This window comes from Streptococcus sanguinis (genome assembly GCF_020729725.1).
Lineage (GTDB): Bacteria > Bacillota > Bacilli > Lactobacillales > Streptococcaceae > Streptococcus > Streptococcus sanguinis_V.
This window is the reverse complement of record NZ_JAJEPA010000021.1, coordinates 1-16271: the sequence shown is the minus strand read 5'-3', so window position 1 is coordinate 16271 and position 16271 is coordinate 1. Positions and strand designations below refer to the sequence as shown.

At 44.6% G+C, this 16271-nt stretch carries 13 protein-coding genes and 12 tRNA genes; all 25 read right to left on the bottom strand.

From position 1 onward, the window contains the following. Nucleotides 1-16: 16 nt before the first annotated feature. Nucleotides 17-1456, bottom strand: a complete 1440-nt coding sequence (gene purF, locus K4I03_RS10195) for an amidophosphoribosyltransferase (protein ID WP_032913337.1) — start codon at nt 1454-1456, stop codon at nt 17-19. 98 nt (nt 1457-1554) lie between these two features. Beyond that, nucleotides 1555-5289 carry a phosphoribosylformylglycinamidine synthase gene (locus K4I03_RS10190; protein WP_227965150.1) on the bottom strand — a complete coding sequence of 1245 codons (3735 nt, stop codon included), beginning with the start codon at nt 5287-5289 and terminating at the stop codon, nt 1555-1557. Nucleotides 5290-5308: 19 nt separating this feature from the next. Then, nucleotides 5309-6016: a phosphoribosylaminoimidazolesuccinocarboxamide synthase gene (gene purC / locus K4I03_RS10185; RefSeq protein WP_002905710.1), complete on the bottom strand. Its 708-nt coding sequence runs from the start codon at nt 6014-6016 to the stop codon at nt 5309-5311. 153 nt (nt 6017-6169) lie between these two features. After that, a complete protein-coding gene (locus K4I03_RS10180) occupies nt 6170-6418 on the bottom strand; it encodes an acyl carrier protein (RefSeq protein ID WP_227965148.1) in 249 nt (82 codons plus the stop codon). A 2-nt stretch (nt 6419-6420) separates the two neighbouring features. Then, on the bottom strand, nt 6421-7419 hold the full coding sequence (gene plsX / locus K4I03_RS10175) for a phosphate acyltransferase PlsX (RefSeq protein WP_002931731.1): 999 nt from the start codon (nt 7417-7419) through the stop codon (nt 6421-6423). A gap of 5 nt (nt 7420-7424) precedes the next feature. Further along, on the bottom strand, nt 7425-8198 hold the full coding sequence (recO, locus tag K4I03_RS10170) for a DNA repair protein RecO (protein ID WP_227965146.1): 774 nt from the start codon (nt 8196-8198) through the stop codon (nt 7425-7427). After that, the gene (locus K4I03_RS10165) at nt 8191-9363 is read right to left on the bottom strand and encodes a pyridoxal phosphate-dependent aminotransferase (RefSeq protein ID WP_125337531.1); all 1173 of its coding nucleotides are present in this window, start codon (nt 9361-9363) and stop codon (nt 8191-8193) included. Before K4I03_RS10165 ends, recO begins: the two co-directional genes overlap by 8 nt. A gap of 179 nt (nt 9364-9542) precedes the next feature. Next, nucleotides 9543-10385, bottom strand: a complete 843-nt coding sequence (srtB, locus tag K4I03_RS10160; RefSeq protein WP_227965144.1) for a class B sortase, LPKTxAVK-specific — start codon at nt 10383-10385, stop codon at nt 9543-9545. A 94-nt stretch (nt 10386-10479) separates the two neighbouring features. Further along, a complete protein-coding gene (locus K4I03_RS10155) occupies nt 10480-11049 on the bottom strand; it encodes an LPKTxAVK-anchored surface protein (RefSeq protein WP_227965143.1) in 570 nt (189 codons plus the stop codon). A gap of 309 nt (nt 11050-11358) precedes the next feature. Beyond that, nucleotides 11359-12324 carry a ribose-phosphate diphosphokinase gene (locus K4I03_RS10150; RefSeq protein ID WP_002894321.1) on the bottom strand — a complete coding sequence of 322 codons (966 nt, stop codon included), beginning with the start codon at nt 12322-12324 and terminating at the stop codon, nt 11359-11361. Nucleotides 12325-12448: 124 nt separating this feature from the next. Continuing rightward, the gene (gene pcsB / locus K4I03_RS10145) at nt 12449-13663 is read right to left on the bottom strand and encodes a peptidoglycan hydrolase PcsB (RefSeq protein WP_009660204.1); all 1215 of its coding nucleotides are present in this window, start codon (nt 13661-13663) and stop codon (nt 12449-12451) included. Nucleotides 13664-13759: 96 nt separating this feature from the next. Beyond that, nucleotides 13760-14260 carry a rod shape-determining protein MreD gene (gene mreD / locus K4I03_RS10140; RefSeq protein WP_227965141.1) on the bottom strand — a complete coding sequence of 167 codons (501 nt, stop codon included), beginning with the start codon at nt 14258-14260 and terminating at the stop codon, nt 13760-13762. Nucleotide 14261: 1 nt separating this feature from the next. After that, nucleotides 14262-15077, bottom strand: a complete 816-nt coding sequence (mreC, locus tag K4I03_RS10135; RefSeq protein ID WP_227965139.1) for a rod shape-determining protein MreC — start codon at nt 15075-15077, stop codon at nt 14262-14264. Between the two features lie 73 nt (nt 15078-15150). Beyond that, nucleotides 15151-15238, bottom strand: a tRNA-Ser gene (locus K4I03_RS10130). A 9-nt stretch (nt 15239-15247) separates the two neighbouring features. Then, nucleotides 15248-15321, bottom strand: a tRNA-Ile gene (locus K4I03_RS10125). A gap of 34 nt (nt 15322-15355) precedes the next feature. Then, nucleotides 15356-15426 (bottom strand) — tRNA-Gly (locus K4I03_RS10120). A 19-nt stretch (nt 15427-15445) separates the two neighbouring features. Continuing rightward, a tRNA-Phe gene (locus tag K4I03_RS10115) sits at nt 15446-15518 on the bottom strand. 5 nt (nt 15519-15523) lie between these two features. Next, nucleotides 15524-15597: transfer RNA gene (locus tag K4I03_RS10110), tRNA-Met, on the bottom strand. Between the two features lie 19 nt (nt 15598-15616). Continuing rightward, nucleotides 15617-15706, bottom strand: a tRNA-Ser gene (locus K4I03_RS10105). A gap of 12 nt (nt 15707-15718) precedes the next feature. Then, nucleotides 15719-15792 (bottom strand) — tRNA-Ile (locus K4I03_RS10100). Between the two features lie 13 nt (nt 15793-15805). Beyond that, nucleotides 15806-15879: transfer RNA gene (locus tag K4I03_RS10095), tRNA-Met, on the bottom strand. 5 nt (nt 15880-15884) lie between these two features. Further along, nucleotides 15885-15958, bottom strand: a tRNA-Pro gene (locus tag K4I03_RS10090). 19 nt (nt 15959-15977) lie between these two features. Further along, nucleotides 15978-16051 (bottom strand) — tRNA-Arg (locus tag K4I03_RS10085). A gap of 31 nt (nt 16052-16082) precedes the next feature. Next, nucleotides 16083-16168: transfer RNA gene (locus K4I03_RS10080), tRNA-Leu, on the bottom strand. Nucleotides 16169-16175: 7 nt separating this feature from the next. Further along, nucleotides 16176-16247 (bottom strand) — tRNA-Gly (locus K4I03_RS10075). Nucleotides 16248-16271 lie beyond the last annotated feature (24 nt).

Here is a 16271-nt window from a genome sequence, read left to right as displayed (position 1 = left end):
TACCGCTGACCTCGTTTTAATAAAAACTTGTCTTTTCCTTCAGGCTTTCCAGATAGCGCTCTTCATAGTCATAGAGCGGAGTTGGGTACTGACCGTCAAAGTAAGCCACACAAAGTCCGCCATTCGGAGCTTCCGTCTCAATACCAACTGATTCAATGAGACCTTCCAGCGACAGGTAAGTCAAGCTGTCAGCTCCTATAATCTCACAGACCTCATCAACCGTATGGTTGGCCGAGATGAGCTCGCGCCGATTCTGAATATCAATGCCGTAGAAACATGGATATTTAAGCTCTGGGCTGCCGATAGCTACATGGACTTCAGCTGCACCTGCATCTCGTAAGAGCTGGACGATGCGTCGGCTGGTTGTTCCCCGCACGATAGAGTCATCCACCATGACCACGCGCTTACCCTTGACAATGCTGGAAACAGCAGATAATTTCATCCGAACTCCTTGCTCTCGCAACTCCTGCGTTGGCTGGATAAAAGTCCGTTGGATGTATTGATTTTTAATCAGGCCCATTTCATTTGGCAGACCAGACTCTTCGGAAAAGCCAGAGGCCGCTGACAGGGAAGAATTAGGCACGCCGACAACGATATCTGCCTCATGTTGGAATTCCTGAGCTAGTCTGCGGCCCATCCGTTTGCGGGCTGCATGGACATTGACCCCGTGAATGACGCTGTCCGGTCGAGCGAAATAGACATATTCCATTGAGCAAATAGCCAGCTGGGTATCTGTCGTATAGCTGTCGTAGGTCACACCTTCATCATCGATAATCACGATTTCCCCTGGCTCAAGGTCACGCACCCATTCGGCACCCACCACTTCAAAAGCACAGGTTTCACTGGAAACGACCCAGGCCCCATTTTTCATACGGCCGATGGACAAAGGACGAAAGCCATTAGGATCCAGCGCAGCGTAGAGCTTGTCCTCTCTCATGATGAGATAGGCAAAGCCCCCCTGAACTCGTCTCAAGGATTCCTTGAGCTTGTCTAAGAAATTTTCCTGCTCGCTATGGCGAATCAAGTGTATGAGAATTTCCGTATCAGACGAGCTGGCAAAGATGGAACCCTTCTTTTCCAACTCCCGTCTCAGTGAGTGGGCATTGGTCAGATTCCCATTATGCGCCAAGCCCATCTGCATATCATAGAAACTGAAGAAGAAAGGCTGGACATTGTTGATGGAGGCCCCACCAGACGTTGCATAACGGACATGGCCGATGGCTGCTTCTCCTGTCAGATTATCCAAGTCTGCTGGGTTTTTAAAGACCTCTGCAACCAATCCCAAATCGCGGTGGCGTTTGAGCTTTCCATGGTCGTTTGACAGGATGCCTGCTCCTTCCTGACCTCGGTGCTGCAGACTATGAAGTCCGAAATAGGTGACCTGAGCCGCCTGTGGATGGCCCCAGATTCCAAAAATACCGCACTCTTCATTCAGTGACTTTACTTCGTATGTCATTGTTTTACCTAAATTCTTTTGTCTTGTAAAAGGGAGAAAACCTGGCCTTTCAGGCCAAGCAGACTCCTTTTTTAATTGCTTGCTCTTGCAAGCCAACTTTATTCGTGACTCGCTTGGAAATAACGAACGGCGCTTTCAAACAATTTCTGGTCTTTCTGACCTGGAATATTTTGGAAAAGGCCGTCTTCATAACGTTCTGAGTGGCCCATCTTGCCAATGATTTGTCCGTTCTTGCTCGTAATTCCTTCGATAGCGTAAAGCGAGCCGTTTGGATTATACTTACTGTCCATGCTCGGCTGACCGTCAAAGTCTACGTACTGACTCCAAATCTGACCATTATCGCGCAGCTCAGCAAACTCCTCAGCCGTCACGACAAATTTCCCTTCACCATGTGAAACCGGAATGGCATGGATATCTCCCACTTGCACACCAGCCAGCCAAGGCGAGTTGGTATTGGCAATGCGAGTCTCCACCATCTTGGCCACGTGCTGGTTGGCATCATTGTAAAAGAGAGTTGGACTGCTGGCACCTGCTTCTTCAAAGTTTCCGTAAGGAAGAAGACCAGATTTAACCAGAGCTTGGAAGCCATTACAGATACCAATGATGAGACCGCCGCGAGCAATGAAAGTATCAATGGCTTTCTTGACCTTCTCATTGAGAAGGATGTTGACGATAAACTTAGCTGACCCATCTGGCTCATCTGCAGCAGAGAAGCCACCTGCAAAGAAGATGATATTGGACTTGTCAATGTTGTCAACCATGGTGTCAACGGACTTGACAATGGCTGCTTCATCCAAAGTAACGAATGGAACTAGGTTGACCTTGGCTCCAGCTGCTTCAAAGGCTTTGGCTGAATCGTATTCTGAGTTGGTTCCAGGGAAGACTGGAATGTAAACCAGCGGCTCCACCACTGTCTCTTTGGCTTTGATAACCGTATCAGCGACAAGAGCCGGCACTTCTTCAATAACTGTTTCCTGTTTAAATTCTGTCGGGTAAATAGGCTCTAGTCGGCCTTCAAAGCTTGCCAAAAGCTCTGCTCCCTCAAGCTGGACACCATTGACAATTAGTGTAAAGTCTGGCTTGGTCTGACCGATCTTCACTGCACTTGGAATATCCTGCTTCGGACTGGTAAAGATAAATCCGCCCAGCTGCGCTTGCAAAACGGAAGGCAAGTCAGCAACATCCACTTGGGCACCGATACGATTACCAAAGCTCATCAAGGCCAGACTCTCTGCCAGACCACCGTATTTGACAGCGGCTGCTGCTGTAATCTGATACTTGGACTGAATGGCCACAAAATTTTCAAAGTTATTCTTGATTAAGTCAAAGTCAATATCCTGAGACAGGACCTGTCCTGGCAGATAGTAGATAGACTCTCCTGCCGCCTTAAACTCTGGAGACAGGATACGCCCAGCAGTTGAAGTAGTCACTCCAAAAGCAACCAAGGTCGGCGGTACGGTCAATTCTTCAAAAGTTCCGCTCATGGAATCCTTGCCACCAATAGACGGCAAACCTAGCTGAATCTGGGCTTCAATCGAACCAAGCAGAGCAGAAACTGGCTGTCCAAAACGCTCAGCCTGCTTGTCCATCCGCTCGAAGTATTCCTGATAAGAGAAGCGAGCCTTGGACCAGTCCGAACCAACAGCAACCAAGCGAGCTGTCGCTTCAATCACTGCATAAGCTGCGCCATGATAAGGTGACCAAGCTGCCACATAAGGATTGTAGCCCTGCGCCATCACAGATACTGTCTCTGTCTTGCCATGCTCAACTGGCAATTTCTGCACAGAAGCCTCAGTCGGCGTGATTTGGTAGCGCCCGCCAATTGGATGATTGACAGTAGAGCGGCCGACAGAGCTGTCAAAGATTGTCTGCAGCCCCTTTTGACTGGTATGATTGAGGTCGCTGAGCAAGCTTTTGAGATCCTGCTCCAAAGTCGCTTCAGAAGTCACAGTCTGCCCCGGCAATGCTGCTTGGGCATCCACAACCTTGGCATCCACAACCACACGCACACCATTGGTATCCAGAAAACTCCGCTCAATATCGACGATGGTTTCCCCGTTCCAGTGCATGACCAGATTTGGCTTTTCTGTCACTTTAGCCACAACGACTGCCAGCAGATTTTCCTTAGCTGCCGCGGCGATAAATTGTTGCACATCTTCTGGGCGGACCACCACTGCCATCCGCTCCTGCGATTCAGAAATCGCGATTTCTGTACCGTTAAGTCCTTGGTATTTGAGTGGTACCTTGTCAAGGTCAATTTCCAGTCCGTCCGCCAATTCACCAATAGCTACGCAGACCCCACCAGCCCCAAAGTCATTGGATTTCTTAATCAGGCGAGTTACATTGCCATCGCGGAAGAGGCGCTGAATCTTGCGCTCCTCTATAGCATTTCCTTTTTGGACTTCCGCACCAGCCGTCTCCACAGACGCAGCTGTCTGTACCTTGGACGATCCTGTTGCACCGCCGACGCCATCACGGCCCGTCTTACCTCCCAGCAAGATGACCACATCACCTGCTACTGGCTTTTCACGGACAACATTTTCCTTAGGAGCCGCACCAACAACTGCACCTAGCTCCATCCGCTTGGCTACAAAGCCTGGATGGAAATACTCACGGACATAGGTCGTTGCTAGACCAATTTGATTCCCGTAAGAAGAATAGCCGTGCGCTGCAGTTTTTGAAATGACCTGCTGAGGGAGCTTGCCAGCCCGCGTTTCAGCAATCGGCTGAGTAATATCGCCCGCACCTGAAATCCGCATAGCCTGATAAACATAAGAACGACCAGAAAGCGGATCACGAATGGCTCCTCCGATACAGGTCGCAGCCCCACCAAAAGGTTCAATTTCTGTTGGGTGGTTATGGGTTTCATTTTTGAACATCAGCAGCCAAGGCTCCTTGACACCATCCACATCCACTTCAATCTCTACTGAGCAGGCATTGATTTCGTCAGACACTTCCATATCATCTAGACGCCCATTAGCTCGCTCATAGCGACCAAAAATAGTCGCCATATCCATGAGAGTCTGTGGTTTATCCCCACGCCCCAGCTCATCGCGCATAGCCAAGTATTTATCATAAGTGGCCTGCAGTTGCTTTTCAAACTTAGAAGCCGAAAAATCAATCTTCTTCAACTCCGTCTCAAAGGTCGTATGTCGACAGTGGTCGGACCAGTAAGTATCTAAAACCTTGAGCTCGGTCTCTGTCGGGAAACGGCCAATCGACTTGAAATAGTCCTGAATAAAGAGCAAATCTGCTACTTCCATAGCCAGACCATGCTCCTGCTTGTAGGCTTTAAAGTCCACTTCCGTATAGTCCTTAAAGAAGTCCAGAACCGGAATGGTCTTATCCGACTCGGAGAATTGCTCCAGCTGGATCGGCTGCTCAATATCTTTAAAGCGTGAATCAACTGGATTCAGCAAGTATTTCTTGATTGCTTTCAACTCGCTGTCTGAGATGTCTTTATTGATCAAATAAAGCTGAGAAGTCCTCACCAGAACATCTGTCCCAGCGCCGAGCAAAAAGAGGGCCTCCTGAGAGCTGGCTGCCCGCTGGTCAAACTGACCCGGCAGCGCTTCGATGGCAAAAAACGCTGTCTCTGCAAATGCAGCCTCTACTTCCTCTTCCGCCAGCAATCTATCAGTCACTTGCTCAGAGAAAATATGCTTTTCAGCACGAGAAACCAAGTCTTCTGCCAGATGAAAGACATCATAAACTTGAATCATCCGAAGATCTGACAATGTTTTCAACTGGAGATTATGCGTCAGTTCTCTCACCAAGCTCTGTGACTTCACACCGAAGTTGCTCTTCTTCTCTACAAAAATACGCTTGTCCATGATTTTTCACACCCTGTCCTTACTTAATCGCCTGCAATTTTTCCCAAACAACCTGATAGACATCTGTCAGTTCACCAAGGCCACGCCGGAAAACATCCTTGTCCATGTGATGGCCTTCCGCATCCCAGAGGCGGCAATTGTCTGGTGAAAATTCGTCCGCCAGAATAATCTTGCCATCTTTGTCAAAGCCGAACTCTAACTTGAAATCAATCAATTTCAGTCCGATTTGGCGGAACCAGTCTGACAAGAGCTCATTGATCCGACGAGTCTCCTCTTTCAAAAAGGCAATTTCTTGATCGCTGGCAATCTTCAAGAATTTCACATGTTCGTCATTGATGAAAGGATCATCCAAATCATCATTTTTGTAGTAAAATTCCACAATCGGAGTTTCAAGCGCGATGCCCTCTTCTACTCCAAAACGTTTGGAAAAAGAACCTGCTGTATAGTTGCGCAGCACCACTTCCAAAGGAATAATCTCTACTTTTTTGTTGAGCTGGTCCGTATCCGAAACCTTCTCAATAAAATGCGTCGCCACACCAGCTGCATTGAGTTTCTCAAAAATAAAAGATGAAATCTGGTTGTTGAGCACTCCTTTACCAGCAATCTGCTCCTTCTTGACTCCATTAAAGGCCGTTGCCTGGTCCTTGTAGCGCGCCAGAATGACTTGCTCATCATCTGTAGAGAAAATATCCTTGGCTTTTCCCGAATATAACAACTTATTAGACATTTTAATATTCGCCTTTCGTGGTTTTATACCCTCATTTTATCATCTTTGAATACATTTTACAAGAAATTCCGTATAAACTTTCTGTATCCAGTTAAAGAAATCGTTTCCTTTCCAAGATACGAAAAAAGACCGGAAGATACCGATCTTTGATTTTTAATGTTGCTTCTTCAGTTTCTCATGGATATAAGACACCACATCGGAAATTGTTTTGAAGTTATCCATATCCTCATCAGGAATCTCAATATCAAAAGCTTCTTCCAGATTGATGATAAATTCCATCAAATCAACAGAGTCCACTCCCAGCTCCTCTTTCAAGCTCAGTTCTGGAGTGATATGCAGCTTCCTGCTGTCATGTTCTTGAATGATTTCGACAATTTTTGCATAAATTTCTTTTTCGCTCATGTTTACTCCTTTACATCTGAAAATTCAACGACCGATTTACCAACAACATCTGTTTCCAGCATGGTCCGAATCTGACGAATCGTGCTATAAACAGCCTTAGCATCGCTAGAGCCATGCGTTTTGACAACAGGCGCTTTCAAGCCGAATAGAACTGCGCCGCCTGCACTAGAATAGTCCAGACTGTTCTTGAGCCCTCTCAGACTGTCCTTGAGCAGCCAAGCTCCCAATTTAGCCTTGAAACCACCGCCTAAAATAGACTTCTTCAGCTGACCCATGATACTGATAGCAGTTCCTTCGATTGATTTCAGAACGGCATTACCAGTAAAGCCATCTGCAACGACAACATCTGCCACATCCTCCATCAAATCACGCGCTTCTACATTGCCGATAAAGTTAAGTGTCGAATCCCCAGCTAAAAGCTCATAGGCTTCCTTGCGCAGAGGATCGCCCTTGCTGCTTTCCGTTCCGTTATTCAAAAGACCAACCCGCGGCTTCTTGATTCCTCGGACATTTTCAGCATAGAAAGAACCCAAAGTCGCATACTGGTGTAAATGATGGGCTGTGTTTTCAGCATTAGCTCCCAAATCCAGCATATCAAATCCCTGACCTCCAACCGTTGGCATAGTAGATAGGAGACCCGGTCGGTCAATGTTCTTGATACGCCCCACGATAAAGAAACCTGCCGCTAAAAGCGCTCCAGTATTTCCAGCAGATAGCATAGCATCTGCCTCCCCTGCCTTCACAGCCTTGGCTGCCAGCACCATACTAGCCTCTTTCTTCTGACGGATGGCCTTGGTCGGCTCGTCGTCCGAGTCAATCTTCTCCTCCGTGTGGATGATGCGGACCCGCTCACCAGCAGTCAGATAAGGCTTAATTTTCGCCTCATCGCCATAAAGGAGAATTTCAATATCCGAAAACTCCTGTACTGCTTGATTGACTCCTTCGACTAGAGCCTGAGGGGCATTGTCCCCTCCCATAGCATCAACAGCTATTTTTTTCATTCGATTTATTCCTCGTTCTTATCTTCTAAAATGCTTCCCCAGTCCCCCAGAGAATCTATAAATTTTTTGGATTTGAGATGGATGCCGACATATTCATCATAGAGCAGATCGATAAAATTCCGCAGCTGCTTTTTAATATCTGGCTTCAAAGAAATGGTCTCCAATTCGCTAAAGCGGACTGCCTGAAACTGATCCAGCAGAAAAGGAAGATTAGGATTCAGATGACAGCGCCGTTCATCCTGATGGTAATGATCAGGGCAAAGGACTCCGCTATATTTGAAAGAGAAGTCAAAAGGCAAACCTGTCCGATGACAAAAGGCACAGTCATGGAAGTTCAGCGAAACTCCAAAACGTGATAAAATCTGAATCTCAAAGATATTGGTCAGCACCTCATAGTCCAGACCATTATTCATCAGCTCCAGGGTTTTCTGCAGAAAAGCAAAGAGCGCCGGATCCGGCTGATTGTCCTGAAGACTGGCATCTGCCAAGGCTGCCACATAACTGGCATAGGCCATGATGAATAAATCCTCATTGATGCGATGGTAGGTGACCACATCTTGATAGTCCTCGATATAGCTAAGACCATCATCATTGATTTTCATCAGTAAGTTCGCCGCAGTCAAAGGCTGAATGACGGGTGCTAGCTTAGATTTCCCAGCATGCTTGACGAAAAACATACGCTTGCCAGCCTGTTCCGTAAAGATCTTGACCAGCTTATCATCCTCACGGAAATTGCGGTTATAGAGAACCAGACCTTGACTTGTTAGAGATTTAAGCATAGTCCTCCATGTAGTCCTTGAGGCGCTTCAGAGCTTCTCGAATCGTCTCCATACTAGCCGCATAGGACAGACGGATATAGCCTTCCCCGTATTGACCAAAAGCTGCTCCCGGGATAAAGGCCACAGCCTTCCTCTCTGCAAAATCCTGCAGAAAAGCAAATGAATCTTGATTATAACCATCTGGTATCTTAGCAAAAATATAAAAAGCCCCGTCTGGTTTGATAATCTTAAAGCCTAGCTCAGCCATTTTCTCTATGATATAATCGCGACGCTGGATATATTCAGCCTTCATTGGCTCCGCATCATCTTTCCCAACTGTCAGGGCTTCAATACCAGCAAACTGAGCCATGGTATTGGCCGCTGTTACGAGATACTGATGGCTCTTAATCAGCTGAGCAGTGAAAACTGCTGGAGCAAAGATAAAGCCCAACCGCCAGCCAGTCATGGCATGAGACTTAGACAGGCCGTTGATGACTATAGTTTGGTCTGGCAGATACTCCGCGATGGAGACATGCCCCTGCTCCGTATAGGTCAGCTCAGAATAGACCTCATCGCAGACCACAAAGACTTGGTATTTTCCTAGGACATCCGCCAGAGCTTTTATCTGCTCCCGCGAATAAGTCACGCCGGTCGGATTGGCTGGATAATTAAGAATGACCGCTTTTAACTGCTCGCCCTGCTCCAAAATAGCTGCTTCCAGCATCTCTGGAGTGAGGACAAAGTTATTGGCCGTTGTGTCAATCTCGACAATCTCTGCCCCCACTAGATTGACAATAGGCTCATAGCCTGGATAAGCAGGAGCTGGCAGCAAGACCTTGTCTCCTTCTTCTAAAATAGCTGTCAGCGTAGCTGACAAGGCCTCTGTCGCCCCAATTGTGACCAAAACCTCATCTTCCGGGCGATAGTGCAGATTGTACTTTTCTTTCACAAAGCTGCTAGCCGCCTGACGCAGCTCCAAGAGACCGCTCATACCAGTGTAGTGACTTTGATTAGCATCAATCGCCGCCTTGGCTGCTTCTTTGATATGATCCGGTGTTGTAAAGTCCGGCTCCCCTAAGGTTAGCCGAAGAACTCCCGGAATAGCAGAAATTGATTGGTCAAACTGACGAATCAGCGAAATTTCTATTTTTTCTAAGTTTTTATTAAATTTCTTACTTAAATCCATACATACCTCCAGCCGCTCAATAGAACTATTATACTATAAATGCAGAAGCATAGCAAAAGCTATTACATGATTTCTTATGCAGAAAAAGGACTAAGCTTGCACTCAGTCCCTTTTTTCCTTGCCTTAAAATTCTTCTCTGAAAGATAGTGGATATAGCTCCATCTCACGTGGTCGGCTAATCAACGAGTCGGAGTATAGGTCAATTCCTTGCCATGCTTGGTCAGAAAATCTTCCAATTCCGAATCAGGAATCTGCCGCAAATAAAGGTTAGAACGAATCGTGTCGTCTTCTTCACGGCAGGTTGAAAGAACCACATAACGGTCACTCGCCTTAATCTTTATCTTGGGATCCTTTGTCCGAGCAGCTTCATAGATATTTCTAAGCTGAGTTGTAAAGTCCTCGTCGTCCTTAAACTCCGTCCGATAAAAAGCAGTCTCTTCCGGCACGATAACCAGTCCCATAGCTTGATAATAATACTTACGCTCAGGAGTCTCAATCACGACATATCTATGTTTGTCAAAATAATCCTGACGATCATAGTAGTTGACATCATTAAACATGCGATGATCTCCTGCCTTGCTGCCCCGAGCATGCCCGAAAAGCCAAGTCAGACGATCACTGAAATCTCTATGATTGTCCTTATCCATAAAGACCGCTCCCATATAAGGCTCTTGCTTTCCTTCAAATGTCTTCAGCAGATAAGTCTCATTATCTTTCGTTTGCACCACTGGCTCATCCAACTGTGTACCAGGAGCATAGACATAACCTATAGTTTCTGAATTCACAGCCTTCAGTTTAGCAAAACGCTCTGCTAAATAATCCTTTTCTGTCTGACTTGAAGATGCAGATGAGCTTGACGTCTCAATCCTGCTAGGATGCGAAACTCGAAGCTTACTGCCTGATGCTGATGAACGGAAAGCATAAAAAACAGAAAAAATAACCAGAACAATCAGCAGGAGGCAGATGCCAACAACAAGGAGTTGTTTCTTATTTGAAGTTTGACTCCTATCTTTTTCTTGCATAATCTAAAAATCCTTTATTTTTCATTTTTTACAAAAAATATCACCGAACAAAGGCTCAGTGATATTTAGGCGTTAGCACAAATTAAAGACAGAATTATTTAACTGCACTTGTCTTAGGAAGTGACTTTTCTTCAGAATTTTCCTCATTTTCCTTGTTCTCTTCTTTTGCTTCCGGAGCTTTTTTTGCTTTATTTTCTGATTTTTTAGCCTTCTTTTTACCTGCTGTTGAAGAGGATGCCGCCGAAGATTGAGACGGTGCTGGAAAAGTCGGAACTGATGAAGAGGCTGTGGAGTAAGGTGCTGCTGAATAAGCCGGTATTGATGGATCTGTAGTAGATGGTGCCACTGAAGGCTGATCCGCATTAGCCGACTCTCCCTCACCAATAACAAGAACTTTGTTACCAGCTTGATCCTCCATCACAGCACTTTTGCCAACCGGAGCTTTCTTAGCTTCAGCAACTTGCTGATCCAAAGCTGATTGTGCATCTCTATAGGCCTGCAATTCATCCATAACTTTATTAGATTCTGAGTCCGTACTGCCTTGGGGAACTTCATTATTATCAATGTCATTAACCCAAAGACTGGCTGTACCCTCAGCAAATACTGGTGCAGCAGCCGCGAAAAGTGAAAGGGCCACAGCACTTGAAAGCAAAACCTTTTTCATTATCTCATCTCCTCGTTACTTTTCAAAAATAATTGTAACTCCCCGTTACCTAATATTACCTACTATTAAGTATAGTTCGAACTCTAAAAAAAGTCAAGAATTTTACTACATAAAAATTTTTAAAACCAAATAATACCAAGGGATGAGACAAATTGTCAATTTACCAACTATTTAAATGGTCATTTATTTATATTTGAAACATCAAGTAGTTTGAGCCGCCTTCCAAAGTTGATATTAGATTTTTTTAAAAAAAGTAGGAATGAAATAAAAAGAGACTAGGAATCAAACTTCCCAGCCATATATATCAGATTATTTTTTCCCTATTTCAAATAAGGGTGACAGCGGCCGTTTTTCATGAATACGGACAATGGCTTCCCCTAAAAGATGCGCAATTGAAATCTGCTCAATCTTATCAATTAAGCGCTCTTGAGGCAGATAAATCGTATCCAGCACAACCAATTTTTTAATCGCCGATTTTTGAATATTATCCATAGCAGGACCAGACAAAACTGGATGAGTGCAGCTAGCATAGACTTCTACAGCCCCTGCTTCAGCGAGAGCATCAGCTGCATGGCAGATAGTTCCCGCTGTATCAATCATATCATCAATTAAGATACAAGTTTTTCCTTCCACCTTACCAATGATGTTCATAACTTCACTGCTATTCATCTTGTCCACACTGCGACGCTTATCAATAATCGCAATCGGGGTTTTCAGAAACTCTGCTAACTTACGAGCCCGACTCACACCACCATGGTCAGGACTGACTACCACATAGTCTCCTCCTGTCATATTACGGCGCTCAAAGTAATCAGCAATCAAAGGTGCACCCATCAAGTGATCCACTGGAATATCAAAGAAGCCCTGGATTTGCGCTGCGTGCAAGTCAATAGTCAGCATCCGATCCACACCAGCAATTTCCAACATATTAGCAACTAATTTAGATGTAATTGGCTCACGAGCTCTAGCCTTGCGATCCTGCCGAGCATAGCCATAGTAAGGCATGACAACGTTGATGGATTCAGCACTAGCTCGTTTCAAAGCATCTACCATAATCAAGATTTCCATCAAATTATCATTGACTGGCGAACTGGTAGACTGCAAAATAAAGACGTGTTTCCCACGAATAGATTCTTCAATATTCACTTGAATCTCTCCATCAGAGAACTGACGAACAGTTGATTTCCCAAGTGGCAATCCAATCTCTTGAGCAACACGCTGCGCTAATTCTTGATTAGAAGAAAGAGCAAAGAGTTTTAAATCAGAAAAAGACATGATTCCCTCCAGATTCTAAATCGTCTTTCATTGTCCAATTACAACTTTTCCCAACTACCATTGTAACTTTTTTCAATTGATTTTTCAATTAAAAATAAAAAACGCCAGAGGCGCTTTTTACTGATTAGTTCGGATAGATATATGAAACTGTACCTTGTGCAGTTGTTGGATTAAACCATCCACGGTAGTTACCAATTGATTGTTGTCCAAGGTAGTTTGCTTCTGATACTTGGATGCTTGTAGTAGATTGAACAGCTGTTACTACTGCAACGTGTCCATATCCACCGTCAGTCCAACATGCGATCGCTCCAACTTCTGGCTGTGAACCAACACGGAAGCCTGCTGCTGCTGCACTTGCAGACCATTGTCCGCCATTACCCCAGTAATCGCCAGCCCAAGGAGCTAATGTCTTAGCACCCCAAGTACATTGACCTACTGGATAAGAAGATGCAGACGAGCTATAAACTGGTCTATTCGCACGGGCAACAGATTGAGTTACTGCAGGTGCTGCTGGAGCCGCTGCTTCAGCTGCTGGAGCTGAATTAACAACTGCTTGAACCTGAGCTTGCAGGGTAGTATTTCCTGAAGCTTCAATTGCTTGACGTTTTGATTCTTGCTCTGCTTTATAAGCTGCTTCACGAGCTGCCGCTTCAGCTGCTGCTTTTTCAGCTGCTGCTTTTTCTTCAAGAAGAGAATTCTTTTCGTTTTCAGCAGTCGCTTTTTCAGCTGCAAGACTTGCCTGAGCTGCTTTCAGTTCAGCTTGTTTTGTTGCCAAAGCTTGCTCATCATCAGCTAACTTCTCTTGGTTAGCAATTACAGTATTGATAGCTTCATTATTCGCAACTTGCTTTTCAGCAATTACTTCTTTATCTTTCTTTTGTTGTTCCAGCATTTTATTATTTGCTGAAACAATTTCGCTCATAGCTGCTACACGAGAAATAGCTTCTGTGATAGAGCTAGAATTTACAACTGTATTGATGTAGCTAGTAGCAGTTCCATTTGTTTGAGTACTGCGTGCTTGATTTGCAAGTGACTCATTACGAGCAACAATATTTTTAGACAGTTCGTCAATCTCTGCAGAAAGTTTTGCAGATTCAGCAGACAATTTTTCATTTTCTGCTTTAAGCTCTTCTTGTTGCTTTTGAATAGCAGATACTTGGCCTTGAATCTCGTTAACTTGTGCCTGAGCTGATTGTTGTTGCTCTGTCAAACTATTAATCTTGCTGTCTTGTGCAGCAATCTTTTCATCAGTTGTCTCCGCTTTAACGCTCACAAGTGCAGCTCCTTGTGAAAGGATAACTGTACTCAATAAAATTGATGTGAGTAGTTTTTTCTTCATAAAAATAATACACTCCTTCTTATAAGACATTAACTAGTATACCAGAAAATGCTGTATCATATGTTACGCCTTTATTACATTTTTATTTCTTGTTTATCATAAATACATTTTTTCGAAAATAGGCTGAAAAATGAGGAATATCAGGCTATTGAGAAGGATAGTCGGTACCAGACTGCTAAGGACAAAATCCTGTAAATTCAAACTAGAAAGATTCAAAAATACTGCAAAAGTAAAACTGATTAATTCAAATAAAAATACAAGAATCAAAACAGATAAAAAGCGAGTAAATTTATTTAAAAGCATAGTTGAACTAGACTGACAAACCAAGAGACTTAAAAGAGGAAAAAGAATAAGAGCAATACCGATGGTATGAAAATAGTAAACATCATAAATCAACCCCAAACCGCAAAATAAGAGAATATTGTAGTTTTTAGAGAGGTTGATGGAAACAAAAAGCATGAAAATAAAGATAAAATGACTGACCAAGTGCCATTGTAAAGGCAGAATATTAGCCAGAAAAGTCGAAATCTGCCCGTCGATCAATAAAACAAAAAATAAAATAATAGGAGTCAAAAGATGTTCTTTAATATCTCTCATATTAGTTCCCTACCAACATTACAGCACGGATATCCGACAAATCAGCAGCCGGCTTAACTAGGACAACTTTGTTTAGCTGATCCTTAGCCTCAGATACAGAAAGCACCTTACCGACAGGAATATTTTCTGCATTATAAGCACCCAAGCCACTGGTTGCCACCTCATCTCCCTCTTTTATATCTTCAGCACTATTTAACTGACTGATGATATAAGCAGAGTTTTTTTCATCATAACCCGTAATAATCCCATAAACTAGACCAGACTTAGTTTGAATTCTAACAGAAATTTTAGTTGAGTTTTCCTCGTTAGTCAGTAGAGATACTAAACTAGACTGACTACTGGTTTCAGAAACACTTCCGACCAGACCACCATTAGCGACCACCAACATAGCATCTGTCACATTGTCAGACGTCCCTTTGTCAATGGTCAACTCATTTTTCCAAGACGCTGGCGTACGGGCAATCACTTCGCTGGCAATTTGAACTTGATTTTTATCAGTCTCTTTAAATTCCAGAAGTTTTCGCAACTGCTCATTTTCATCTTCTAAGGAATCTGCCTTCCCAGCCTTTTCCTCAACCTTATAAAGATTTTTCTTGAGCTGTTGATTCTCTCTATAAGTAGACATCAAATCTGACATTTCTTCTTTTTTATCAGCTACAAAAGCAAAAGGAGAGCCAACAAGTCTATCTACCAATGAAATAATATTTGAAGTAGTTGATACAAACCAACTAGAAGAGGTAGATAAGATGAGTATCGTCATTGCAACAACTAATACAAAAAAAGAAATCAGAAACTTAGATTTTTTAAATCGATTCATCAGAAAAACCTCACTAAACAGGACGAGAAAGTATAATAAAAGGAGATAGCAAATGCTAAACTCCTTATTGATACGGAGAATGGGGGATTCGAACCCCCGCGCCGGTTACCCGACCTAACGATTTAGCAAACCGTCCTCTTCAGCCTCTTGAGTAATTCTCCAATATTTAATGGGCACGAGTGGACTCGAACCACCGACCTCACGCTTATCAGGCGTGCGCTCTAACCACCTGAGCTACGCGCCCAAGTTCAAAAAACTTGGTATGAACTTTCGTTCAAAGCGGGTGACGAGAATCGAACTCGCGACAACAGCTTGGAAGGCTGTAGTTTTACCACTAAACTACACCCGCATCACCACTATGATATGTATGGCGCGAGACGGAATCGAACCGCCGACACATGGAGCTTCAATCCATTGCTCTACCAACTGAGCTACCGAGCCAACTATTGCGGGAGCAGGATTTGAACCTACGACCTTCGGGTTATGAGCCCGACGAGCTACCTAGCTGCTCCATCCCGCGTCAATACTATTCATCCCTAAGGAGGATGTGGGATTCGAACCCACGCACGCTTTTACACGCCTGACGGTTTTCAAGACCGTTCCCTTCAGCCGGACTTGGGTAATCCTCCAAGATAACACTATGGACCTTGTAGGACTTGAACCTACGACCACTCGGTTATGAGCCGAGAGCTCTAACCAGCTGAGCTAAAGGTCCGACAAGATCATTATAGCGGCGAAGGGGATCGAACCCCCGACCTCCCGGGTATGAACCGGACGCTCTAGCCAGCTGAGCTACACCGCCATCTATCGGGAAGACAGGATTCGAACCTGCGACACCTTGGTCCCAAACCAAGTACTCTACCAAGCTGAGCTACTTCCCGAACTTAAGTTATTACTTAATGCACCCTAGAGGAGTCGAACCTCTAACCGCCTGATTCGTAGTCAGGTACTCTATCCAGTTGAGCTAAGGGTGCTCATCTTCTTCTACTGCCTCTTACAAGTCTATGCCGAGGACCGGAATCGAACCGGTACGATCGTTACCAATCGCAGGATTTTAAGTCCTGTGCGTCTGCCAGTTCCGCCACCCCGGCCGCCTCAAGCGAACGACGGGATTCGAACCCGCGACCCCCACCTTGGCAAGGTGATGTTCTACCACTGAACTACGTTCGCATCCTATTCAAAAATGCCGGCTAC